19 protein-coding genes are annotated in these 22,714 nt (G+C 72.6%); 18 read left to right on the top strand and 1 reads right to left on the bottom strand.

Going from position 1 to position 22,714, the window contains the following annotated elements:
• Positions 1-33: 33 nt before the first annotated feature.
• From BAY60_RS20110 to BAY60_RS20080, 7 genes are all read left to right on the top strand, one after another.
• Entirely contained in the window at positions 34-465 is a 432-nt protein-coding gene (locus BAY60_RS20110; RefSeq protein ID WP_112282606.1) for a cupin domain-containing protein, read from the top strand.
• Positions 466-532: 67 nt separating this feature from the next.
• Positions 533-868: a hypothetical protein gene (locus tag BAY60_RS20105; RefSeq protein WP_112282605.1), complete on the top strand. Its 336-nt coding sequence runs from the start codon at positions 533-535 to the stop codon at positions 866-868.
• 95 nt (positions 869-963) lie between these two features.
• Positions 964-3,582, top strand: coding sequence for a LuxR C-terminal-related transcriptional regulator (locus tag BAY60_RS38365; protein ID WP_112282604.1), 2,619 nt, complete (start codon positions 964-966; stop codon positions 3,580-3,582).
• 82 nt (positions 3,583-3,664) lie between these two features.
• Complete coding sequence (locus BAY60_RS20095; RefSeq protein WP_245992708.1) at positions 3,665-4,111, top strand: cupin domain-containing protein; 447 nt, start codon at positions 3,665-3,667, stop codon at positions 4,109-4,111.
• Positions 4,112-4,125: 14 nt separating this feature from the next.
• Positions 4,126-4,971 (top strand): SDR family oxidoreductase, encoded by an 846-nt coding sequence (locus BAY60_RS20090; protein ID WP_112282603.1) that lies wholly within the window; start codon positions 4,126-4,128, stop codon positions 4,969-4,971.
• An 83-nt stretch (positions 4,972-5,054) separates the two neighbouring features.
• Positions 5,055-5,711, top strand: a complete 657-nt coding sequence (locus BAY60_RS20085) for a hypothetical protein (RefSeq protein ID WP_112282602.1) — start codon at positions 5,055-5,057, stop codon at positions 5,709-5,711.
• A 54-nt stretch (positions 5,712-5,765) separates the two neighbouring features.
• Entirely contained in the window at positions 5,766-6,476 is a 711-nt protein-coding gene (locus tag BAY60_RS20080; protein WP_112282601.1) for a class I SAM-dependent methyltransferase, read from the top strand.
• Positions 6,477-6,512: 36 nt separating this feature from the next.
• Here BAY60_RS20080 and BAY60_RS20075 read toward each other — a convergent pair whose 3' ends face one another.
• Positions 6,513-8,003 (bottom strand): sulfatase family protein, encoded by a 1,491-nt coding sequence (locus tag BAY60_RS20075; RefSeq protein ID WP_112282600.1) that lies wholly within the window; start codon positions 8,001-8,003, stop codon positions 6,513-6,515.
• Between the two features lie 161 nt (positions 8,004-8,164).
• Here BAY60_RS20075 and BAY60_RS20070 point away from each other — a divergent pair, with 161 nt between their 5' ends.
• The 11 genes from BAY60_RS20070 to BAY60_RS20020 all read left to right on the top strand — a co-directional run bounded on the left by BAY60_RS20070 (position 8,165) and on the right by BAY60_RS20020 (position 22,695).
• Positions 8,165-8,770 (top strand): TetR/AcrR family transcriptional regulator, encoded by a 606-nt coding sequence (locus BAY60_RS20070; RefSeq protein ID WP_146771054.1) that lies wholly within the window; start codon positions 8,165-8,167, stop codon positions 8,768-8,770.
• On the top strand, positions 8,767-11,292 hold the full coding sequence (locus BAY60_RS20065) for a beta-glucosidase family protein (RefSeq protein WP_112282598.1): 2,526 nt from the start codon (positions 8,767-8,769) through the stop codon (positions 11,290-11,292). The genes BAY60_RS20070 and BAY60_RS20065 overlap by 4 nt, the downstream gene beginning before the upstream one ends.
• A gap of 20 nt (positions 11,293-11,312) precedes the next feature.
• Positions 11,313-12,887, top strand: a complete 1,575-nt coding sequence (locus BAY60_RS20060; RefSeq protein WP_112282597.1) for an ABC transporter substrate-binding protein — start codon at positions 11,313-11,315, stop codon at positions 12,885-12,887.
• 8 nt (positions 12,888-12,895) lie between these two features.
• Complete coding sequence (locus BAY60_RS20055) at positions 12,896-13,843, top strand: ABC transporter permease (RefSeq protein WP_112282701.1); 948 nt, start codon at positions 12,896-12,898, stop codon at positions 13,841-13,843.
• A gap of 5 nt (positions 13,844-13,848) precedes the next feature.
• Positions 13,849-14,730, top strand: coding sequence for an ABC transporter permease (locus tag BAY60_RS20050; protein WP_112282700.1), 882 nt, complete (start codon positions 13,849-13,851; stop codon positions 14,728-14,730).
• A complete protein-coding gene (locus BAY60_RS20045) occupies positions 14,727-16,808 on the top strand; it encodes an ABC transporter ATP-binding protein (protein ID WP_245992707.1) in 2,082 nt (693 codons plus the stop codon). The genes BAY60_RS20050 and BAY60_RS20045 overlap by 4 nt, the downstream gene beginning before the upstream one ends.
• The gene (locus tag BAY60_RS20040; RefSeq protein WP_112282596.1) at positions 16,805-18,364 is read left to right on the top strand and encodes a sulfatase family protein; all 1,560 of its coding nucleotides are present in this window, start codon (positions 16,805-16,807) and stop codon (positions 18,362-18,364) included. The genes BAY60_RS20045 and BAY60_RS20040 overlap by 4 nt, the downstream gene beginning before the upstream one ends.
• Positions 18,361-19,968, top strand: a complete 1,608-nt coding sequence (locus BAY60_RS20035; protein ID WP_112282595.1) for an arylsulfatase — start codon at positions 18,361-18,363, stop codon at positions 19,966-19,968. The genes BAY60_RS20040 and BAY60_RS20035 overlap by 4 nt, the downstream gene beginning before the upstream one ends.
• 19 nt (positions 19,969-19,987) lie before the next feature.
• Positions 19,988-21,385 (top strand): sulfatase family protein, encoded by a 1,398-nt coding sequence (locus tag BAY60_RS20030; RefSeq protein WP_112282594.1) that lies wholly within the window; start codon positions 19,988-19,990, stop codon positions 21,383-21,385.
• A 150-nt stretch (positions 21,386-21,535) separates the two neighbouring features.
• A complete protein-coding gene (locus BAY60_RS20025; protein ID WP_245992706.1) occupies positions 21,536-21,778 on the top strand; it encodes a PspA/IM30 family protein in 243 nt (80 codons plus the stop codon).
• Between the two features lie 48 nt (positions 21,779-21,826).
• Positions 21,827-22,695 (top strand): IS5 family transposase gene (locus BAY60_RS20020; RefSeq protein ID WP_425466479.1). Its coding sequence is split into 2 segments (ribosomal slippage): positions 21,827-22,177 and positions 22,180-22,695, totalling 867 coding nucleotides; the frame shifts between segments, so codons are not numbered across the junction.
• Positions 22,696-22,714: the final 19 nt, after the last annotated feature.

The following is a 22,714-nucleotide window of genomic DNA, read 5'->3' as shown; positions in this document are numbered from 1 at the left end:
ACCACCGCATCGACGGCCCGAAGGAGCGAAGCCATGCAGGTCGCCGCCCACAGAACCAGCACAGCCCACGCAGTCGACGCAACGGGCACGGACAGCACGGAACACGGGCGTCCGACGCCCGGCCCCCGTGCCATCCCCGCCGACGAGCTCCGCGTCGGCGAGAGCCGCACGCTGCGGTTCGAGGGGCGCCCCCACGGGTCCGGGATCTCGTTCTTCCTCGTCGAGAACACGCCGGGCCAGGGGCCCGGCCTGCACCGGCACCCCTACAGCGAGACGTGGACCGTGCTCGAAGGAGAGGCGACGATCCGTGCGGGCGGCGAGACGCTGGTCGCGCGGGCGGGGGACACCGCCGTCGTCGGCGCGGGCGTGTGGCACGGCTTCACCAACACCGGCTCCGGCGTGCTGCGGATCATGTGCGTGCACGCCTCGGACGTCATGATCCAGGAGTGGCTGCACGAGCAGTGACACCCGGCGGCGCGCGGGCGCCGCTAGCCTGGTGGCCGGAGGGCTCCGGCGGAAGGCGCTGACACCGATGACCGACAGCGACCCGCACATCCACGTCGAGGACAAGGTCGTGGAGGCGGGCGGCGCCGTCCGTGCCGCGTTCACCGCGGTGCTGGGCGTGGCCCGCGACGCGCCGAGTGTCGTCACCACCGGCTGCGGACGGCGGGTGCCCTACGCGATGACTTCGCCTCACCCGGAGAGCGTCACCTGCCTGCCCTGCCGCGAACACGCCGCCAGGGAGCACCGGCGTTTCGCCGAGCAGGTCGAGCAACTGAGCCGGATGCCCGGTGCGATCATCCCCCGTGACGACGCCGCCAAAGCCGTCCACCGGCACCGCGACCTCGCGAGCCGGTTCGCCCGCTAGGTGCGCCTGGAGTCCGCGGCGCGGCGGCCGGGCGCCGTGGCATCGGGCGCCTGCGCATCGCCTGACCTGCGCCGGTTCGCGAGTACGATGCTCCGGTGGCGCGCGACTGGCCGCTGTCCGGCCGGGACGAGGAGCTGCGGTACGTGGCCGCGGCGATGCGGTGGCCTGCCACGGGCGGTTCCGGGGTGGTGCTCTCGGGCGCCGCCGGCGTGGGCAAGACCCGCCTGGCGCGCGAGGCGCTGGAGCTGGCCCGCGAGCGTGGCGCGACCGTGCGCTGGGCCTACGGCACCGCGTCGGCCAGGACGATGCCGCTCGGTGCGTTCGCCGGACTGCTCGGCGAGCTCGCTGCCGAACCCGCCCTGCTGCTGCGGCACGCCGCCGACGCGCTGACCGGCGGCCAGGCCCGGGTCGTGCTGGGCGTGGATGATGCGCACCTGCTGGACGAGGTGTCGGCGATGCTGGTGCACCACCTGGTGGTACGCCGGGTCGCGACGGTCGTGGCGACGCTGCGCTCCGGCGAACCGGTGCCCGGCGCCGTGCGGGCACTGTGGAAGGACGGGCATGTCCCGCGGCTGGAGATCCGGCCCCTGTCCGAGCCGGAGACCGCGGCCCTGCTGGAGGCGGCACTGGAGGGGCCGGTGGAGAGCGCGGCCGTCCATTGCCTGTGGTCGCTGACCGGCGGGAACCCGATGTTGCTGCGGCACCTGGCCGACGGTGAGCTCGCCGCGGGCCGGCTGCGCCACGTCGAGGGGCTGTGGTGCTGGCGGGGCCAGGCGCAGCTGTCGGTGGAACTGGCCGAACTGGTCCGGGAACGGATGGGGGAGCTGGCGCGCCCCGTGCGGGACGTGCTCGACCTGCTGGCGCTGGGCGAGCCTCTCGGGCACGCGGCACTGGCGCGGCTCACCGGCCCGGACGCGATCGAGGACGCCGAGTCGGCCGGGCTGGTGCGCCTTGACACCGACGGCCGCCGCCTGCCCGTCCGGCTGGCCCACCCGCTCTACGGCGAGGTGCGCCGCGCCGAACTGGGCGTCGCCAGGGCGCGCAGGCTGCGGGGGCGGATCGCGACCTCGATCGCCGGCACGGGTGGCCGGCGTTCCGGCGACACCGTCCGCAGGGCGGTGCTGACGCTCGACTCCGACCTCACCCCCGACCCGGTGCTGTTCGAGTCCGCGGCCAGAGAGGCGCTGCGGCTGCTCGACCTGGGCCTGTGCGAACGGCTCGCGCGGGCGGCCGTGGACGCGGGCGCGGGCCGGGAGGCGAAGCTGGCTCTCGGCTACGCCCTGACCTGGCTGAGCAAGGGGCCCGAGGCCGAGCAGGTGTTCGGCGAACTCCACGCGTCGGCGGGTGCCGGCCCGGAACGGGCCCACCTGGCGCTGGTGCGAACCGGGAACCTGTTCTGGACGATGCGCGACGAGGCGGCCGCCGACGCGGTGCTGTCCGCTGCGCTCGCCGAGACCACCGACGCCTCCGCCAGGGCGGCCCTCACCGCGATGCGCGTGGCACTGGACGCGTCCCTGGCCCGCGCGCGCACGGCGCTCGGCAGCGGGCTGCGGCTGCTGGACTCCCCGCTGCTCGGTGGGCAGGTGAGGGCACTGGCCGCCGTGGGTGTCATGGCCGCGGCCGCGGTGCTGGGCCGCGTCGACGACGTGCGGCGCGCCGCTCCCGTCGCCTACGAGGCGGCGCGCACGTCGGATGCCGGCGTGCTGCGCTTCGGCATCAGCGATTCGCACATCCTGGCGTTGCGGCTGAGCGGAAACGTCCGGGAGATCGAGCCGATCGCACGCGAACGGCGGGCCGACAGCGTCGACGTGCCCGGGCCGCCACAGCTGATGGGTCTCGTGCTCCTGGGCCAGGCGGCACTGGCCGCCGGCCGCGTGCGCACCGCCGTCCGGTGGCTGCGCGAGGCGCGGGCGGGCCTGCGGGCGGTGGCCACCCACGAGTTCCGGTTCCGCTGCCGCCTGCACCTCACCCAGGCGCTGGCACTGGCCGGGGAGACCGAGGCCGCCCGGCGCCTGCTGGCCGAGCTCGACGCGGAGCGGCACCCGGCGTACCGGTTCCACGAACCCGACGTCGTGCTGGCCGGGGCATGGGTGTGCGCCGCCGAAGGGGCGACCCGCGAGGCGATCGCCGCGGCGCGGTCGGCCGCAGACTGCGCGCGCGACGCCGACGCACCGGCCTACGAGGTGCTCGCGCTGAACATCGGCGTCTGCTTCGGCGATCGCGACGCCGGTGGCCGCCTTGGCGAGCTGGTGAGCCGGGTGCAGGGGCCGCGAGCGCCCACGGCGCTGGCGCATGCCCAGGCGCTGGCCGAGCAGGACGGTGCGGCGCTGCTGTCGGTCGCCGGCCGCTACGAGGCGATGGGCGACCGGCTCGCCGCGGCCGACGCCGCCGCGCAAGCCGCCACCGCCTGCGCCCGGCGGGGCCTGCGCGGCTCGGCCGCCGTGGCCGCCGCCCGCGCCCACCACCTCGCCGAGGCGTGCGAAGGTGCGCGCACCCCGGCGCTGGCGGCAGCGGCGAGCCCGCTGCCCCTGACCGCGCGGGAACGCGAGGTGGTCACGCTCGCCGCACAGGGGCTGTCCAACCGGGACATCGCGCGACGGCTGGTGCTGTCGGTGCGCACCGTGGAGGGCCACCTGTACCGGGTCGGCACCAAGCTCGGCGTCGGCGACCGCGCCGAGCTCGCGGCGCTGCTGCGGCAGGCGCACATCGAGTAGTCCGGTACTCGCACCGCGGCCGCGCGGGGCCGCGACACTCGGTCCACCAACTGGGCAGCGTTTTACGGACCCGGGAGTCACCGTGACCACACATGTGCAGTACACCCCGCCCGGCGAGGGCATCCGGCACGTCATGATCGACGGCGTGCACATCGTGAAGGTCGGCGCCGAGGCCACCGGCGGCGCCTACGAGGTGTTCGAGGTGGAGGCCCCGCAGGCGCCGCCCGCGCCGCCGCACCGCTCGCCGTGGGCGGCCGCGCTGTACCTGCTCGACGGCGCGCTCACCGTGCACGTGGACGGCCGGTCCTACCAGCTCGCTCCCGGTGCGACGGTGGCGGTGCCCGCGGGCGCGGCCTACACCGTCGAGGTCACCGGCGCCGCGGCGCGGTTCCTGGCGTTCACCACCGGCGACGGCGCGGGCAGGCTGTTCGCCGACCTCGCCGCCACCGTCCCGGCGGACCGGCCGTTCGCGGAGATCATGCCGCTGCTGCAGCAGGTCATCCGCAGGCACTCCGTCACGGTCGCGTGAGGGGGGCGACCGTGATGGACAGGACCGTTCTCGTCACCGGCGCGGGCCGGGGCATCGGGCACGCGAGTGCCGAGCATCTCGCGCGCTCCGGATGGCAGGTGTTCGCCGGGGTCCGCGACGAGGTCGCCGCCAAGGATCTGGCCGCGTCCTCGCCGCGCATCACGCCGGTGGAGCTGGACATCATCGTTGCGGAGCAGGTGGCGGCGCTGGACGCGGTGCTGCCACCGCGGCTGGACGCCGTGGTCAACAACGCGGGCGTCGCCGTCGGCGGCCCCGTCGAGACGGTTCCGCTCGAGCAGGTGCGCCACCAGTTCGAGGTCAACGTCGTCGGCCAGCTCGCCGTCACCCGCGCCGTGCTGCCGCGGCTGCGGGAGAGCCGGGGTCGTGTCGTGTTCGTGTCGTCGGTCAACGGCAGGGTGTCCATCCCGATGTCCGCTGTGTACAACGCGTCGAAGTTCGCGCTGGAGGCGCTGGCCGACAGTCTGCGCGTCGAGCTCCGCCCGTGGGGTGTCCGCGTCGTGCTGATCGAGCCAGGGTGCATCGACACCGATCCGTGGCGGGGCATGATGGGCTTGCTCGACGAGGTCGCCGACGGGATGAGCCCGGAGCATCGCGAGCTCTACGCCGCGCACCTGGCAGGTCAGCGCACCCTGTGCCAGAGGCTGCAGCAGCAGACGAAGCCCGCCGCGACCGTCGCCGCCGCCATCGAGCGGGCACTGACGGCCCGCCGTCCGCCGAGCCGCCGCCTGGTCGGGTCGGACGCACGGTCCCTCGCCGCGATGAAGACCCTCCTGCCGGCGCGGGCACTGGACGCCGTCTGGGCCCGCGGTCTGCTCGCGGGCGGTGACCGGGGCCGGTGAGCCGGGCGGTGCGGGCCGTTGTGGTCGCCGGGCCCACCGGGTAGGACGGTCGTGGGGGCCGAGGTGTACTGACGGAGGGCTGGATGGGCGAGACGGTGTGGCGACTCGCCCAGGACGTCCTGAGCGGGCGGCAGCCGATCTCCCCGGGCCTGCCGACGCACCCGGCCGAACGCGTCGCGGTGGCCACGTGGCAGCACGGCGCGTTCGGTGCCGTGCTGCAGGTGGTGCGGTCGCACAACGGCGAGTTCGGCTACAGCGAGGTCGGCGCGCGGCTGGAGGACGGTGACTGGTGCTGGCTGGGCGAGGGCGGCGGCGATCTTCCCGCCGCCAGTCATGCCGAGCTCGGCGCGGCGCCGGGGGAGCTGCTCGCCTGGTTCTCCACGCACGCCACCTCGATCGGGGAGCCCGATGACGACGAGCCCGACGAGCCCCACGAGGACGCCTGGGGCGCGGGCGACTTCCTGGTCGGCGACTTCTCGGGCGTCCGGACCGACAAGGTTGCTCACGCGTGGTCCACCGACCCGTTCGGCGACTCCGGCCGGATGTTCGTGACGGTGCTGGGCTTCGCGGCGCCCGAGGTGGCGTTCCTGCGCCAGGAGATGCCGGACGGCGACTCCGTCCTGCGGGTTTCGCCGTCCGGGCTGGTCATCGTCGGGCATTTCAGCGACGAGCCGGCCCCGGTCACCCCTCTCGACGAGCGCGGCGATCCGCTGGCATCCGCAGGCCGGTTGCCGGGGTGACGATGTGGGCGCCGATGATGTCCGCCGTCGAGGCCGTCGCGGCAGACTGGCGGCATGACCGACGTGGTGGGTTCGCATCCGCAGTACGACGAGTTCGCCGACGAGTTCCTCGACCATGCCGCTGACGGCTTCCACAACGCGCACTACGACCGGCCGGCATGCCTGAGCCTGCTCGGCGAGATGGCCGGGCGCAGCGTGCTTGACGTGGCCTGCGGGCCGGGTCTCTACGCCGCGGAGCTGGTGGCCCGCGGTGCCCGCGTGATCGGGCTCGACCACAGCCCGCGCATGATCGAGCTGTGCAGGGAGCGGGCTCCCGCGGGGGAGTTCCACGTGCACGACCTCGGCGACAGGCTCGACTGGCTGCCCGACGGCGCGGTCGACCGGGTGCTGTTCGCGCTCGCGCTGGAATACGTCGACGACAGGGTTGCCGCGTTGCGGGAGCTGCGCCGGGTGCTGCGGCCGGACGGGGCGCTCGTACTGTCCCGCTCCCACCCCACGGGCGACTGGCTGCGGCAGGGCGGCAGCTACTTCGACGTCCGCGTGATCGAGGAGGTCTGGAGCCGCGGCTGGCGCGTCCGGTACTGGCTGGCTCCGCTGGAACGGACCTGCGAGGAACTGCACGAGGCGGGCTTTCTCCTCGAACGGCTGCTCGAGCCGAGGCCCGCGCCGGAGGCGGCCCGGCTCGACCCCGACCGCTACGCGTCGTTGTCCCGCGAGCCGACGGGGTTCCTTGCGATCAGGGCGATACCGGATCCCCGGCGCTGAGCACGAGCGGCCCGCCGCCCGCCCAGCCGGGCCGCCTCAGCCCGGCTGGGCGGGCGGCGGGGAAGCGGTGACGGGGCCGCCGGGCACAGGCCGATCCACGTCGGGGAGCCGGGGGTCGGCCCGCTCGGGCAGTATGTCGGCGGTCTCGGCGAGCCAGCGCAGCAGGACCTGGGACATCCGCGCCTCGACGTGGGCCACCTCGGGGTGGCCTGCGAGGTTGTGCGCCTCGTCGGGGTCGGCGGCCCTGTCGTAGACCTCGGCGGGCTCGTACAGCCGCCACACGTAGGTCCAGCGCTGATCGCGCACCGCGAAGGCCTTGCCGACGGCGTGCGGCCGGTCGTGCTGCAGCGCGCCCTTGAGGTCGTAGGGGAACCCGTTGCGCTCGAACTTCGGCTCCTCCTCGGCCAGGAAACCGCCCTCGCTGAACGCGTACTCCCGGTGACCGGCCGCGGGATCGCGCAGCACCGGCAGCAGGCTCCGGCCGAAATGGTGGTACCCGGCGTCGATCCCGGCGAGCTCGAGCAAGGTGGGGAAGACGTCGATCAGCTCCACCATGTCCTCGATCATCCCGGCCTCGGGCACACCCGGCCCGCTGAGAATGACCGGGTCGCGCGTGATGCAGCTGTGCAGCGCCGAGGGCCACTTCTCGATCACGCCGAAGTCGCCGAGGTACTCGCCGTGGTCGGAGAAGAACACCACGACGGTGTTCTCGGGGGCGGCGTCGACGAGCCTGCCCACGTGGTGGTCCAAACGCGACACCATGCCGTGGTAGGTGGCGGCGACCTCACGCCACATCTCGGGTGTCACGCGGTCGGTGCCGTAGTAGTCGCGGATGCCCTGCAGGTAGGCGGGTTCCGGGCCACTGCCGGACACGTGATCGGGTTGCGCGTCGCGGTCGTGCAGGGAGAACCACGGCTCCTGAGCCTGAAACGGGCAGTGCGGGGCCACCAGCGGTGCGAACAGCACCCAGGGCTGCTCGGGCGGTCGGGCGAGCCACTGCTCGGCGGTGCGCACGGCGGCCTCGTCGAAGTCGACGTCGTCGGCGTCGAGAACCCGTCCCCGGTAGAACAACCGGTCCCACACGTCGTCGTCGCCTCCCGGCAGCGCAGGCCGTTCGGTCTCGGTCCGCCGGCCGTCCGCCCAGCGGCCGCTCGTCGGCCGTGTCGCGAACCCGTGCTCGTCGGCGGCCAGTTCGGTCGCGCCGGGGCCGAACGTGTCACCGCGGTCGCCCACCCACGCCACGCGGTAGCCGTTCGCGCGGAAGGCGCGCAGGAAGTTGGGCTCGTCGGCGCGCAGGGGAGTGCCGAACGAGCGGTGGCCAGCCGTGTGCGGATACCAGCCGGACAGGAACGACGCGCGGCTGGGCGAGCACACCGGGTGCTGCGCGAAGGCGTTGCCGAACGCGGCCCCGGACGCGGCGAGCGCGTCGAGGTGCGGGGTGTGGGCCCGGGCGTTGCCGAACGCCCCGACGGCATCCGCGCGCAGCTGGTCGGCCACCACGACCAGGAAGTTCGGCCGAGACGTCATCGTTATCTCCGTTCCTTGTTCAGTCCTGCGACCTGCGCGAATCCGCCGAGGCGGCAGCCCGTCGAGGCCTTTTCGGTGCGTGAGACCGCGATCTCACCCTTGCACCTTACCGAGTACTCGGTAAGGTAACCGCCACCACACGGAGCGGCAAGGAGGAGCCCGTGACAGAAGCGCCGTCGGTGCGTAACCGCCGACCGCCGGGTGAGCGGCGGGAGCAGATCCTGGCCGTCGCCACCGAGATGTTCGGAGAGAGCGGATTCCGCGGTGTCTCACTCGCCGACATCGCCGCCCGCGTCGGCATCTCCCAGCCGGGGCTGCTGCACCACTTCCGGAGCAAGGAGGAACTCCTGGTCGCGGCGCTGGAACGGCGCGACGCCGACAGTTCCGAGTTCATCCAGGAGATGTTCCGCAAGGCCTCGGTGGTGGACGCGGTCCTGTCGCTGTGCCGCCACAACATGGAGAACCCGGCGTCGATGCGGCTGTTCGCCGTGGAGTCGGCCGAGAGCATCGAGCCCGGCCACCCGGCGCACGAGTTCTTCCGGCGCCGCTACGTCCGGGTGCGCGAGGCCACGGCCGGGCGCATCCGCCGCGACCAGCGACTCGGCAGGCTCCCCGCGGAACTCGATCCCGCGACGTTCGCGGCCGAGTTGCACGCCGTGATGGACGGGCTCCAGGTCCAGTGGCTGCTGGACCCGACCTTCGACATGGCCGGGGTGCTGGCCGCCTACCTCGACCGGTTCCGGCGCCCGGAGGGGGATGCGCAATGAGCCACCAGCTCGAGGCGCACCTGGACGCCCTGGTCGGCAAGCTCGACCTGGCGCGGAAGGTCCGGTTGCTGACCGGTGCCGCGCACTCGCGCACCTACGCCGAGCCCGCCGTGGGGCTGCGGGAGATGATCCTCTCGGACGGTCCGGCAGGGGTGCGCGGGCTCACGTCCGACGACGAGGCGCCCTCGGCCTGCCTGCCCTGCCCGACGGCGATCGCGGCGACCTGGGACACCGGCCGCGCCGCGGACGTGGGCAGGCTGCTCGCGGCCGAGGCTCGGCGCAAGGACGTCGACGTGGTGCTGGCGCCCACCATCAACCTGCACCGCAGCCCGGTCGGGGGACGGCACTTCGAGTGCCTGTCCGAGGATCCGCTGCTGTCCGGCCTGCTCGGCGGTGCGCTTGTCGGCGCGCTGCAGGAGCACGGCGTGGCGGCGACGGTCAAGCACTACGTGGCCAACGACTCCGAGACCGAACGCTTCTCCGCCGACGTCCGGCTCGGTGAGCGCCCGTTGCGCGAGGTCTATCTCGCGCCGTTCGAGGACATCGTGCAGAGCGCCCGGCCGTGGCTGGTCATGGCGGCGTACAACGCGGTCAACGGCACCACGATGACGGAACACGCGCTGCTCGACGACCCGTTGCGCACCCGGTGGGGCTTCGACGGCGTGGTCGTGTCGGACTGGCGGGCCACCCGCTCGCTCGCCGCCGCGGCGGCCGGTCTCGATCTGGCCATGCCGGGGCCGGACGGACCGTGGGGCGAGGCACTGCGCACAGCCGTCGAGGACGGCGCCGTCCCGGAGTCCGCATTGGACGCCAAGATCAGGAACCTGCTGCGACTGGCGGCTCGCGTGGGAGCGCTCGATTCCGTGGCCGCCGAGCGGCCCGCGATCGCGGTGGGCGGCGGCGAGGTGCGCGCACGGCTGCGCACGGCGGCGGCCGACGGCACCGTGCTGCTGCACAACGCGCGGGCGGCCCTGCCACTCCCGGTGGAGCGGATCCGCCGGGTCGCGGTGATCGGCGAACTGGCCGAGAATCCGCGCATCCAGGGCGGCGGCAGCGCCGAGGTGCGCCCCGCCCACGTCGTGTCCCCACTCGACGGACTGGTCTCCGCGCTGCCTCCGGAGGTCGAGGTGACCTACACCGCGGGCAGCTACCTCGACGGTGACCCCGGCGCGCTGCCCCCGGCGTTGCTGCACGCGCGGGCCGGCGAGCCGGCCGCACGGGTCCGGTGGCTCACCGAGTCCGGCGACGAGGTGCTGACCGAACGCAGGGAGACCGGCGAGCTGGTGCGGTTCGGCAGCGACGTGCCCGAGGGAGCCGCCACCGTGGAGCTGACCGCCACGATGCGCCCGGATCTCACCGGCACCTGGCAGCTGGGCTTCCGTGGCGCGGGCACGATCACGTTCGAGGTCGAGGGCAGGACACTCCACGACGGATACGTCGCGCCGGAGCACGACGGGCCGGGCGCGGACATCCTGACGCCGCCCATGCGCACCTTCGACCTCGAACTCGTGGCGGGACGCCCGGTGCGACTGCTGCTGCGGCAACGCATCCCGGACTCCGGCGCCACCCTGTCCTTCCGGTCGAGGCGTCCCCGCCGGTCCCCGGCCGAGGAGCTGAGCCGGGCGCGGCAGGCCGCTCGCGCCGCCGACGCGGCGATCGTCGTCGTGGGCACGAGCTCACAGATCGAGAGCGAGGGCTTCGACCGCGCGCATCTGTCGCTGCCCGCGGGCCAGGACGACCTGGTGCGGGCCGTGGCCGGGGAGAACGCGAACACCGTGGCCGTGGTCAACGCCGGAGCCCCCGTGCTGCTGCCGTGGAGCGACGACGTCGCCGCCGTGCTCGTCACGTGGTTCGGCGGGCAGGAGGTCGGCGCCGCGCTCGCCGACGTGCTCACGGGCGCGGCCGAGCCGGGCGGGCGGCTGCCGATGACCTGGCCGCGGCGGATGGAGGACGTGCCGGTTCTCGACACGCGGCCCGTCGACGGCCGCCTGCACTACCGCGAGGGCCTGCACGTCGGCTACCGCGCGTGGCTACGGGACGGCGTCGAGCCCGCGTACCCGTTCGGGCACGGCCTCGGCTACACCACCTGGGAACTCGCCGGCGTGCGGCCGCCGGAGGCCGTCCGCAACACCGGCGACCCGGGGCGGCCCGCGACCGTGGTCACCGCCACCGTCCGCAACACCGGCGACCGGGCGGGCAAGCAGGTCGTCCAGGTCTACCTGGCGCGCCCCGGCTCGGCCATCGACCGGCCCGCGCGCTGGCTCGCCGGGTTCGCGCCCGTGCACGCGGGACCCGGGCAGACGGCCGACGTCGACGTCACGGTGCCGTGGCGTGCCTTCTGCCACTGGGATCCGCGGCAGGGGGACTGGACCGTGGAACCGGGAACCTTCGACGTCCACGTCGGCTTCTCCTCGGCCGATCTCCACACCACGACATCGGTCGACGTGCCGTCCGGCACCCAGGCCGGATCCAGGGGGAGCGACAACCCTGTCCCAGCTCGCGGGGCCTCCCGCGACCAGTAAGTGAATGAGGTGGTCCACCGATGTACCCCACAGGACGACGATTCCCCCTCGGCTCGGCGGTGTCCCGTCGTACGGTCCTTGGCGGCCTCTCCGCCCTCGGACTGGCCACGGTGGTCGGTTGCCGCTCGGCCGTGCAGGAGTCAGGCCAGGGCGGCGCGGCGACGAAACCGGTCCGCGGCGGCACGCTCGTGACGACCGTGGCCTCGGAGCCGGTCCCCGGCGCCTACTTCACCGGCCGTCCCGGCAACATCTTCTGGTCCCGTAACGTCCTTGAGCCTCTGCTGCTCCTCGACGACAGCGGCAAGGAAATCCCGTTGCTGGCCACCGACTGGTCGCTGTCCCAGGAGAACCGGGTATTCACGGCCACGTTGCGCGAGGGCGTGAAGTTCCACTCCGGACGGCCCTTCACGGCCGACGACGTCGTCTTCAGCCTGGAACGAGAGATGGCGGGCGACGGCCTCGCCTCGCTGAAGGGCGCGATGGAGGGCTGGCAGGTCAAGGCGACCGGGAAACACACCGTGACGATCGAGTCGCCACGTCCGCTGCAGGAGATCGTGACCAGCATTCTCGACGTGACACCGATCATCGACCGCGAGACCTACCGTGGTCTCGAGGACGGTTCGGAGGTCATCGGGACCGGCCCGTTCCTGTGGTCGGAGTATCGGGCGGGCACCGACCTGGTGATGAAGCGCAACGGGTCGTACTGGGAGGACGGGCTTCCCTACCTGGACGGCGTCGAGGTCACGGTGATCAAGGACTCGACGGCGCAACTGGCGGCATTGCGCTCAGGCCGGGTCCAGATCGCCAACGGACTGTCCACCGAGGACGCCAAGACGATCGTCGACGACTCGACCTACCTGCTGAACGCCCACCACGGGCTGCTCTACGGGGTCGCCTTCGACGTCACCCAGCCGCCGTTCGACGACGTCGACCTGCGCCACGCGGTGGCTTACGCGATCGACCGCGACCGCATCAACAACCAGGTCATGGGCGGCCTCGCGGGCACCTCCGCCCTGCCGTGGTCCGAGGACGTGACCGGCTACCCGAAGGACCTGGCCGGCACCTACAGCTACCAGCCGGACAAGGCGCGGCAGCTCGTCGAGAAGGCCGGGGCCAGGGGCACGTCGCTCCAGATCGACCTGCACAATCTGCCCGTCCCCCGCAAGATCTACGAGATCCTCGCACGGAACCTGTCGGACGTGGGCCTGCGGCCCTCGCCGCGGGAGCTGTCGATCGCCGACTTCGAGCCACAGCGATCCGCGGGCAAGCTGGGTCCGGCATACCTCATCTGGTCCGCGACGGCGGGGCTGCCGCCCGCCCTGATGCTCGACGCGCTGGCCGAACTGCGCCCGGAGGGCAACACACAGGGCTACCGCGACGCGGAGTACCAGCGCCTCGCGCAGGCTCTCATCGACAGCCCCGACGAGAGCGCCACCGCGTCGCGGCTGCGCGATCTTTCGCAGAAGATGCTCGACGACGCGGTCTTCCTTCCCTACGCCTACACGCCGCTCACCGACGTCCAGACCAGCTCGGTGCGCGACATGGTCACCGGCCGGTACGGGCGTCTGATGAGGGCTGCCTACCTCGCGAAGTGAGGTCACTGATGTTGCGCTTCCTGGTGCGGCGTTTGCCTTCGGTGGTGTTCGTCCTGCTGGCGACCACCGTGGTGGCCTTCCTGTTGCCGCGGCTGGCTCCCGGTGATCCGGCGTCGGTGGCGGCGGGTCCGGAGGCCACCCCGGAGCAGATCGCGGCACTCCGGATCGAGATGGGACTCGACCGGCCCCTCATCCAGCAGTACCTCGACTGGATGGGCGGGCTGTTCACCGGTCAGCTCGGCGAGTCGCTGCAGTTCCGCCGCCCGGTGTCGGAGCTGATCGGCGCCCGGCTGGAGAGCACGGTCGAGCTGACGGTCGCGGCGACGCTGCTGATGATCGTCGTCGGCATCGGGCTGGGCGTCTTCGCCGGGTCGGCGCGGTCGCGGTGGTCCCGGTTCACCGCCGATGCCACCAACACCACGCTGCTGGCGATGCCGCCGTTCCTGGCGGGCCTGCTGCTGGTGATCCTGCTGGGCGTCACGTTCCGCGTGCTGCCGATCAGCGGGGAGGTGGCGGTCCTGGACGACCCGGTGATCGGGCTGCAGTACCTGATCCTGCCCGCGATCGCGCTGGCGGTGCCGATGTCGGGCAGCATCGCGATGCTCGTGCAATCCTCGATGGACAACGCGTGGCGGCAGGACTATGTCGACCTCGCCGTGGCGAAGGGTGTGGGGCGGCGGCGGATCGCGGTGCGGCACGTGGTGCGCAACAGCCTCGGCCCCGCGGTGGTGGCGATCGGCATCCGGTTCGGTGAGATGCTGGCCGGCGCTGTCGTCATCGAGATGATCTTCGCAAGGAACGGGCTCGGGCAGCTGGCGGTGACCAGCGTGCAGAGCGCGGACTACAACGTCGTGCAGGTGCTCATCGTCGGCGCGGTGGTGATCGCCGTGGTCGTGCAGCTGCTGACCGAGATCGCGATGGCCACCCTCGATCCCCGTGTCCGGTTGGGAGTGTGACGACCATGACGACGATCGACACCACCGGCGGCACCCCGGAGTCCGCGGCACCGCGCCGCGGCGGTGACGGCGCATTGCGGCGTTATCTCGCTGCCCTGCGCACGCCGCGCGGGGCGGCCGGAGCCGGGCTGCTTGGCGCGCTCGTCCTGCTGGCGCTGCTGGCCCCGGCGCTGTTCCCCGGCGGCTACGACGAGCAGGGCAGCGGCGGGCTCGCCGGTGCGTCGGCGGCCCACTGGATGGGCACCGACGAACTGGGCCGCGACATCCTCGCGCGCACGGTCTACGGCCTGCGGACCGACCTGTCCCTGCTGCTGACCGCCGTGCCGGCGAGCGCGGTCATCGGCACGCTGATGGGCCTGTCCGGCGTGCTCTCGCGTTGGCTGGGCGCCGGGATGCAGCGGCTGCTCGACGTCATCCTCGGCTTTCCCGGGATCGTGCTGGGCATGAGCGTCGTGCTGGTGATCGGCACGGGCTGGCTGGCGCTGTTCGCCTCCATCCTGGTGATCGGGCTGCCGTTGTTCGGCCGCCAGGCCAGGGCCGGGCTGCAGATCGAGCAGGAACGCGAGTACGTGCTGGCCGCGCGGGTGCTGGGCGTGCGGCGCCGGACGGTGATGACCCGGCACGTGCTGCCGAACATCGTCGACCCGATCGTGGTCAACGCCGCCGTGTACATGGTGGTGGCGATCTTCATCGAGGCCGGGCTGAGCATCGTCGGCCTCGGCATCCAGCCGCCCATCCCGTCGCTGGGCGCCATGCTCAACACCGGCGCCCGCTACCTCGAGGTCCACCCGGCCTACGTCATGGGACCCGGCCTGGTGCTGCTGCTGCTCACGCTGGCCTTCACCCTCCTGTCCAACGCGCTGAACAAGGCGGTGCTCCGGAAATGAACGCGATCGCGCAGGGCATCATGACCGAGACGGGCCACGACGAGGCGGGCCCGTTGCTGGACGTGCGCGGCTTGCGCACCGAGTTCGTCACCGGCGCGGGCACCGTGCGGGCGGTCAACGACGTGAGCCTGACCGTGCGCCGCGGCCAGGTTCTCGGGGTCGTCGGCGAGTCCGGCTCCGGCAAGTCGGTGACCGCGCGCTCGATCCTGCGCATGGTTCCCGAGCCGGGCCGGATCACCGGCGGCGAAGTGCAGTTCGAAGGGCGCGACCTGCTGGCGCTGTCCGAGCCGGACATGCGCGCCCTGCGTGGCAGCGAGATCGCGATGGTCTTCCAGGACCCGCAGTCCGCGCTGAATCCCGTGCTCACCGTGGGCTACCAGATCGCCGAGGCGCTCATCGTGCACGGGGCCGGCAAGCGGACGGCCCGCTCGCGCGCGCTCGACCTGCTGCGCCAGGTGGGCATTCCCGACGCCGAGCGCCGGATCGACGACTATCCGCACCAGTTCTCCGGCGGGATGCGGCAGCGGGTCGTGATCGCCATCGCGCTGGCCGGGTCGCCGTCGCTGCTCATCGCGGACGAGCCGACCACCGCGCTGGACGTCACCATCCAGGCCCAGATCCTGCGCCTGCTCGGCAGGCTGCGCGACGAACTGGGCATCGCGGTGCTGATGATCACCCACGACATGGGCGTGGTCGCCGAAACGTGCGACGACGTCGTGGTGATGTACGGCGGGCGGGTCGTCGAGCAGGGCCCGGTCGAGGTCGTCTTCGCCCGCCAGGAGCATCCCTACACCGCCGACCTGCTCAAGGCGATGCCGCGCCTGGACACCGGCGCCCAGGTTCGCCTGCCCGCCATCCCCGGGATGCCACCCGACCCGGCCGCGCTCCCGCCGGGATGCGCGTTCCACCCCCGGTGCCGACTGGCCGAGGACCAGTGCCGCACGGCCGTGCCCGGCCTGACACCCCAGGGCGGGAAGGGGCAGTCGGCGGCGTGCTGGGTCACCGGGCGGGGTGTGCCGATCCCGCCGCTGGACGCCGTGCCCGGCGAGGCCGGCGCCCGTGCCGGTACCGGTGGCGCGCCGCTGCTTCAGGTCCGGGACCTGCGGGTCGACGTCGGCTCCGGCCGCAGGGGCCTGTTCGGCAGGCCCGAACCGGTGTACGCGGTGGACGGCGTGAGCCTGTCCGTCGCGGGCGGCGAGACACTGGGCCTCGTCGGCGAGTCCGGCTGCGGCAAGTCCACGCTGGCGCGCACGATCGTCGGCATCAACCGGCCCGCGGCAGGCGAGGTCACCGTCGGCGGCGCCGCCGCGGGCACCCCCGGGGGCGCGCGTGCCCTGCGCTCGGCGGTGCAGTACGTCTTCCAGGACCCCTACGCCTCGCTCAACCCGCGCCGTACGATCCGGCAGTCCCTCGACGAGGCACTGGAGATGCGCGGCGTGCCGAGGCCCGAGCGCGCCGCCGAGGCGAGCGCCCTCCTGCGCCGGGTCGGCCTGAACGACACGCACCTGGACCGCTACCCGCACGCGTTCTCCGGTGGGCAGCGGCAGCGCATCGGCATCGCGCGGGCGCTGGCCGTCGAGCCGAAGGTGCTGATCTGCGACGAGCCGGTGTCCGCGCTGGACGTGTCCATCCAGGCGCAGATCATCAACCTGCTGGAATCGCTGCGCGACGAACTCGGCCTCGGCTACCTGTTCATCGCCCACGACCTCTCGGTCGTGCGCCACCTCTCCGACCGGGTCGCCGTCATGTACCTGGGCAAGATCGTCGAGACGGGCCCCGTGGACACCGTCTACACCACCCCACAGCACCCCTACACGACGGCGCTGCTGTCGTCCTCGCCGGCGCCCGAGACCACGGCGCGCGAGCGGGACCGCATCGTGCTCACCGGCGACCTGCCCAGCCCGAAGGATCCGCCGTCGGGCTGCCGTTTCCGGACCCGGTGTCCCATCGGCCCGCTGGCGCACCCGGAGCGGCGCGTCTGCGTGGAGCGGGAACCGGTGCTGACCGAGACCCCGGCCGGTCAGCTCGCCGCCTGCCACTTCGCCGGGGAGATGGCGGAGCTGGCGGGACGCCGATGAGGATCATCTACGTCGATGTTGACACGCTGCGGGCCGACCACACCCAGCCTTACGGCTACCAGCGGCCCACCACCCCGAACCTGGGGGCGCTGGCGGAGCGCGGCGTCGTCTTCGACCGCTACTACTGCTCGGACTCGCCCTGCCTGCCCTCGCGCACGGCGCTGACGAGCGGCCAGTTCGGCATCACCAACGGCGTCATCGGCCACTTCGGCGAGGCCGCCCGGTTCCGGCTCGACGCGGGCCATGGGCCCGATCCGCACCGGCCGCTGCTCGGCCAGCAACTCGAACGGCACGGCTATCACACGGCCGCCGTGTCGATGTTCGCCGAGCGGCACCGCGCCTACCATTTCTGCGGCAACTTCCGCGAGATGATCCGCGCGACCGGGGAGATCAACGACGAACAGGCGCACGACGTCAACCGGGTCGCGATCGACTGGCTGCGCAGGCACGCGCACGAGGACAACTGGTACCTGCACCTGACGTACTGGGAGCCGCACACCGGCTACCTCACCGGCCGGGAATGGACCGAGCGGGCCGCGGCGTCCGGGCCGCCGCCCGCGTGGCCTGACCAGGCGGCCATCGACGCCCACGCCGAGGTCTACGGTCCGCGCAGCGCGCTCGACCTGCACTACTTCGCCGGGCCGAGAACGTCGCCGCTGCCGGACACGATGCCCGACGCGATCCGGACCCGTGCCGACTTCGAGCACCTGATCAACGGTTTCGACGGCGCGATCATGTACTGGGACCGGTACTTCGGCCGGCTGCTCGAGGCGCTGGAGGAGCTGGGCATCGCGCAGGAGACGGCGATCATCGTCAGCGCCGACCACGGCGAGTCGTTCGGCGAGAACGGCTCCTATGCCGAACACGGGCTCGCCAACGAACCCACCCACCGGCTTCCGCTGGTGGTCTACTGGCCCGGCGTCACCGACGCGCTGCCCGAGCAGGCGCGTCGCTGCGACTCCCTGCTGTACAACATCGACCTGGCGCCGACCCTGTGCGAGCTGCTCGGCATCCCGGTGCCGGACGGCTGGCAGGGCGCGTCGTTCGCCCCGGCTGTGCAGGGTGAACGGATCGGCTCCCGCGAGTACCTGGTGTTCGGCCACGGCGCGCACACCTACCAGCGCGCCGTGCGCACCCGCGACCACCTCTATCTCCGCACCTACCACCCCGGCGCGTTCCGCGCCGAGTGGGAGCAGCTGTTCGACGTCACCGCCGATCCGCACCTCACCCGGGATCTGCTGGAGGCCGAGCCGGACCTGGCCAACACGATGCGGGGCCACCTGGCGCAGTGGTGGAACACCTACGCGGGCCACCCCGGCGCGCTGCCCGACCCGATGCTCACCACGCTCCAAACCGGACCGACCTACTACAACGACCCCGCCCGCTACGCGAGCCATCTGCGCGACACCGGGCGAGCGCGGCTGGCCGACGACCTCGAGCGGCGCCTCGCCGCGACCACACCGGTGACGCCGGTGTCCTGGCACGCGCCGGACATCGCGTGGCCCCCGGGCCGGTTCGAACGCCTGGCCCGGCGACTCGGAGGAGGAACACAGTGACCGAGCGGCGCCCCAACGTCGTCCTCGTCCTCGCGGACGACCTCGGGTACTCGGACCTCGGCTGCTACGGCAGCGAGATCCCCACGCCGAACCTGGACGCGCTCGCGCGCGACGGCGTGCAGCTCACCCGGTTCACCACCACCGCGCGGTGCTGCCCGTCGCGGGCTTCGCTGCTGACCGGGCTGCACCCGCACCAGACGGGCATCGGGGTGCTGACGGGCAACGACGGGCCCGGCGGATACCCCGGCAGCCTTGGCGAGAACTGCGTCACGGTCGCCGAGGTGCTCGGCGCGAGCGGCTACGTCACCTACCTGAGCGGAAAGTGGCACCTCTCCCACGAGAAGGCGCGGCCCTCGTCGGCGTGGCCGACCCGGCGTGGCTTCCAGCACTTCTACGGCACCCTCGACGGTGGCGGCAACTACTTCGCGCCGAAGCGGCTGCACCGTGACGAGCGGGACGTGTCCCACGAGGCGAGGGACGACCCGGACTTCTACTACACCGACGCGATCACCGACACGGCCGTGGGCTATGTCCGCGACCATCGCGATCGTTACGGGGACCGGCCCTTCTTCTGCTACGTCGCCTACACGGCGCCGCACTTCCCGCTGCACGCGCGGGAGGAGGACATCGCACGGCACACGGGCCGCTACCGGGAGGGCTGGGACGTCGTGCGGGAGCGCCGGATCGCCCGGATGCGCGAGCTGGGCCTGCTCGGCGAGAAGACCGAGGCCGCGCCGCGCGACCCCCGGGTGCCCGCGTGGGAGGACGCCGCGGACACCGGCTACGAGCAGCGGCGGATGGAGGTGTACGCGGCGATGGTGGAGGCGATGGACCGCGGGATCGGCCGCATCGTCGAGGAGCTGCGGGCCACGGGCGAGCTCGACGACACCGTGTTCGTGTTCCTGTCCGACAACGGCGGGTGCGCCGAGGAGCTGCCACCGGGCCTCGGCAGCGACCGGCGGGACAGGGGGCCCAGGATCATCCCTCCGGAGACCACCGACGGCAGGCCGGTGCGCGTGGGGCGGCAGCCGGACCATCCGCCCGGCGGCGAGGACACGTTCGCCTTCTGCGGCCCGGAATGGGCGCACGTGTCGAACACGCCGTTCCGGTTCCACAAGCGGTGGGTCCACGAGGGCGGGATCGCCTCGCCGTTCCTCGTGCACTGGCCGCGCGGGCTCGGCGACCGGGCCGGGACGCGCTGCGAGGCCGCGCACTACCTGCCCGACGTGCTGCCCACGCTGCTGGAGATCACCGGCGCCGAGTACCCCGGCCTCGACCGGAACGTCCTGCCGCTGGAGGGCGAGAGCATGCTCGGCTCGCTGCGCGGAGCCCCGGCGGACAGCGAGCGCTGCCAGTTCTACGAGCACCTGGGCAACGCCGCCGTGCGCCGCGGTGACTGGAAGCTCGTGCGCGAGTACCCGGGCGACTGGGAGCTCTACGACCTCGCCGAGGACCCCACGGAACTGCACGACCTGGCGGAGCAGCGGCCCGGGCTGGTGCGCGAGCTGGCACACGCGTGGGCGGAATGGTCGGCGCGGTGCGGCGTGGTGCCCCGCGAACGCATCGTCGAGCTGAACCGCTGGGGCATCGCGCAACCGGATTGAAACCGCATCGAGGAGGACCATGACGACCGTGGACGGCCCGAAGAACGTGATCTGGATCGTCACCGACCAGCTGCGCGCGCAGGCGACCGGGTACGCAGGTGATCCCAACGTGGCCACGCCGCACCTGGACCGGCTGGCGGCCGAGGGCGCGAACTTCACGCGTGCCGTGTCCGGCTCGCCGCTGTGCTGCCCGTTCCGGGGTGCGATGGTCACCGGACGCTACCCGCACCACAACGGCGTGCCGGGGTTCCGGGACCCACTGCCCGAGGACGCGCGCACCGTGGCGCACGCGTTCAACGACGCCGGATACCGGACGTGCTACATCGGGAAATGGCACCTGGACGGTGACCGGCCGGGGTTCGGCACCGGCTGGGACAACGACCAGACGCGGTTGATCCCGCCGGAGCGCAGGGGAGGGTTCACCGACTGGTGGGCCTACGAGAACCGCAACCGCCCCTTCGACTGCCAGCTGCACACCGACAAGGGCCGCGTGCCCGGTTCCCTGCCGGTCCTCGACGCCGCCGACGGGATGGAACGTTTCCGGGTGCCCGGCTACGAGACCGACGGCCTCACCGACATCCTGCTCGACTGGCTCGGCGAGCAGACGCGCGACCGGCCGGAGCAGCCGTTCTTCGCGGTGCTGTCGGTGCAGCCCCCGCACAATCCCTACACCGCGCCCGGCGGAGACATGGCCCGGCACACCCCCGGCGACGTGCGGTTGCGGCCCAACGTGCCGGGCATCGCGCCCGTCACCGAGCGGGCGCAGCGGGATCTGGCCGGGTACTACGCCGCCATCGAACGCGTGGACGACAACGTCGGCCGCATCCGCGCGGCACTCGACGAGCTGGGGCTGACCGACGACACCTACCTGGTGTTCTTCAGCGACCACGGCGACCTGCACGGCTCCCACGGCCAGTGGCGCAAGACCGGGCCGTGGGAGGAGTCGATCCGGATTCCGTTCGTCATCGGCGGGCCCAGTCGCGAACACCAGAACTCCAACCGCCCGGACGTGCCGGTCAACCACGTCGACATCGCGCCGACCACGCTCGGGCTGTGCGGCCTTCCCGTGCCGCCGGAGATGGAGGGCACCGACTACAGCAAGCTGGCCACCACGCCCGGCATCCGTCCGCCCACGTGGGACGGCCCACCCGAGGACGCCTACCTGTCGCTGCCAGTGCCGCCCGGCCATCCGCAGAGCGTCGACCGCGCGTGGCGGGGCATCGTGACCAGGGACAACTGGAAGTACGTGTGCCTGGAGGGGCAGCCGTGGCTGCTGTTCGACCTCGACGAGGACCCGTACGAGCTCGCCAACCACGCGCTGGATCCCGCCTATCAGGCCGTGCGGTCGGACCTGCACGCGCGGCTGCGGCGCTGGATCGAGTGTACCGGGGACAGCTTCGCTCTGCCGACGATCTAGGTGTGCCGGTCGCCGGGTTCGCGGCACCGGGCGCCTGGTGGCGAGCCGAAGGTGACCGTGGGTACGTAGCGGGTACCCACGGTGCCCTTCGGCTCGGTGCCGGCCACGCGGGACACGAGGTTGGCGGCCCGGAGCTGTCACAATGGCGGGGTGGAGACCAACCCGAACGGCGACCCGGCGCCGGACGTGCCCGAGGGCGACTACACCGAGGCCGGGGTGCCGAACTTCGACTACGTGCGCGACCGCATCGAGCGCCGCATCGCCACCGCGGACGGCGCGACCGAGCTGGCGGAGGGAACGCCGGAGGCCGCCTCGCTCGACGAACAGCTGGCCGAGCGCGACCGCGCCGCCCGCGAGCGGCTCGAACAGATCCGCCGGTCGATGGGCAACTAGGGCGTGTCCTGTAAATGATCTAGCTGCGGATGGGGTTTGATCTTGTCCGTGGTTGGTCGGGGTGAGTTGACGGATCGGGCCTGGGCGCGGATTGAGCCGCTGCTGCCGGCGGTGTCGGGGCCGGGGCGGCGGTGGCGGGATCACCGGCAGGTGATCAATGCGATTCTGTGGAAGCTTCGGACCGGCGCGCCCTGGCGTGATCTGCCCGAACGGTATGGGCCGTGGAAGACCGCCCATGAGCGGCTGCGGTTGTGGACCAAGGACGGTACCTGGCAGCGGATTCTGGACGAGGTGATCGTCAAAGACGACGCTGTCGGGGACGTGGAGTGGGTCATCAGTGTCGATTCCTCGGTGGTCCGGGCTCACCAGCATGCTGCGGGAGCCCGGAAAAAGGGGGCTGCACGTCCTCCGTCGAGGCGATCGCGGTCGACGGTGAAGGACTCGGACGTTCCCGCGGCGGATTGAGCACCAAGATCCACCTCGTGGTCGAGGGACGCGGGCTGCCCATGCGGGTTGTGCTCACCCCGGGGCAGGCTGGTGACAATCCACAATTGGTGCCGCTGCTGGACGGGATCCGGGTCGCTCGCACCGGGCCTGGTCGCCCGCGCCGCCGTCCCGAGGTGGTGATCGCGGACAAGGCCTATTCGCACCCCTCGACCCGCCGCGCCCTGCGGCAACGCCGGATCCGGTTCGTCAGCCCCGAACGCGACGACCAAATCGCCCGCCGCGCCGCGCACGGCTCACGGGGCGGACGCCCGCCCGCCTTCGACGCCGAGTTGTACAAGCAGCGCAACGTCGTCGAACGCTGCTTCAACCGGCTCAAACAGTTCCGCGACCTAGCCACCCGCTACGCCAAACGCGCCGCCTACTACCAGGCAGAACTCACCATCGCCGCCATCATCCTCTGGCTACGATGAATTACAGGACACGACCTAG

The organism is Prauserella muralis (assembly GCF_003202285.1).
Taxonomy (GTDB): domain Bacteria; phylum Actinomycetota; class Actinomycetes; order Mycobacteriales; family Pseudonocardiaceae; genus Prauserella_B; species Prauserella_B muralis.
This window is presented reverse-complemented; position numbering and strand designations above follow the sequence as displayed.

Coding starts and splice junctions, on each gene's coding strand:
- BAY60_RS20110 (WP_112282606.1), top strand. CDS start 34: ATGCAGGTCGCCGCCCACAGAACCAGCACAGCCCACGCAGTCGACGCA.
- BAY60_RS20105 (WP_112282605.1), top strand. CDS start 533: ATGACCGACAGCGACCCGCACATCCACGTCGAGGACAAGGTCGTGGAG.
- BAY60_RS20090 (WP_112282603.1), top strand. CDS start 4,126: ATGGACAGGACCGTTCTCGTCACCGGCGCGGGCCGGGGCATCGGGCAC.
- BAY60_RS20085 (WP_112282602.1), top strand. CDS start 5,055: ATGGGCGAGACGGTGTGGCGACTCGCCCAGGACGTCCTGAGCGGGCGG.
- BAY60_RS20080 (WP_112282601.1), top strand. CDS start 5,766: ATGACCGACGTGGTGGGTTCGCATCCGCAGTACGACGAGTTCGCCGAC.
- BAY60_RS20075 (WP_112282600.1), bottom strand. CDS start 8,003: ATGACGTCTCGGCCGAACTTCCTGGTCGTGGTGGCCGACCAGCTGCGC.
- BAY60_RS20065 (WP_112282598.1), top strand. CDS start 8,767: ATGAGCCACCAGCTCGAGGCGCACCTGGACGCCCTGGTCGGCAAGCTC.
- BAY60_RS20060 (WP_112282597.1), top strand. CDS start 11,313: ATGTACCCCACAGGACGACGATTCCCCCTCGGCTCGGCGGTGTCCCGT.
- BAY60_RS20055 (WP_112282701.1), top strand. CDS start 12,896: ATGTTGCGCTTCCTGGTGCGGCGTTTGCCTTCGGTGGTGTTCGTCCTG.
- BAY60_RS20050 (WP_112282700.1), top strand. CDS start 13,849: ATGACGACGATCGACACCACCGGCGGCACCCCGGAGTCCGCGGCACCG.
- BAY60_RS20045 (WP_245992707.1), top strand. CDS start 14,727: ATGAACGCGATCGCGCAGGGCATCATGACCGAGACGGGCCACGACGAG.
- BAY60_RS20040 (WP_112282596.1), top strand. CDS start 16,805: ATGAGGATCATCTACGTCGATGTTGACACGCTGCGGGCCGACCACACC.
- BAY60_RS20030 (WP_112282594.1), top strand. CDS start 19,988: ATGACGACCGTGGACGGCCCGAAGAACGTGATCTGGATCGTCACCGAC.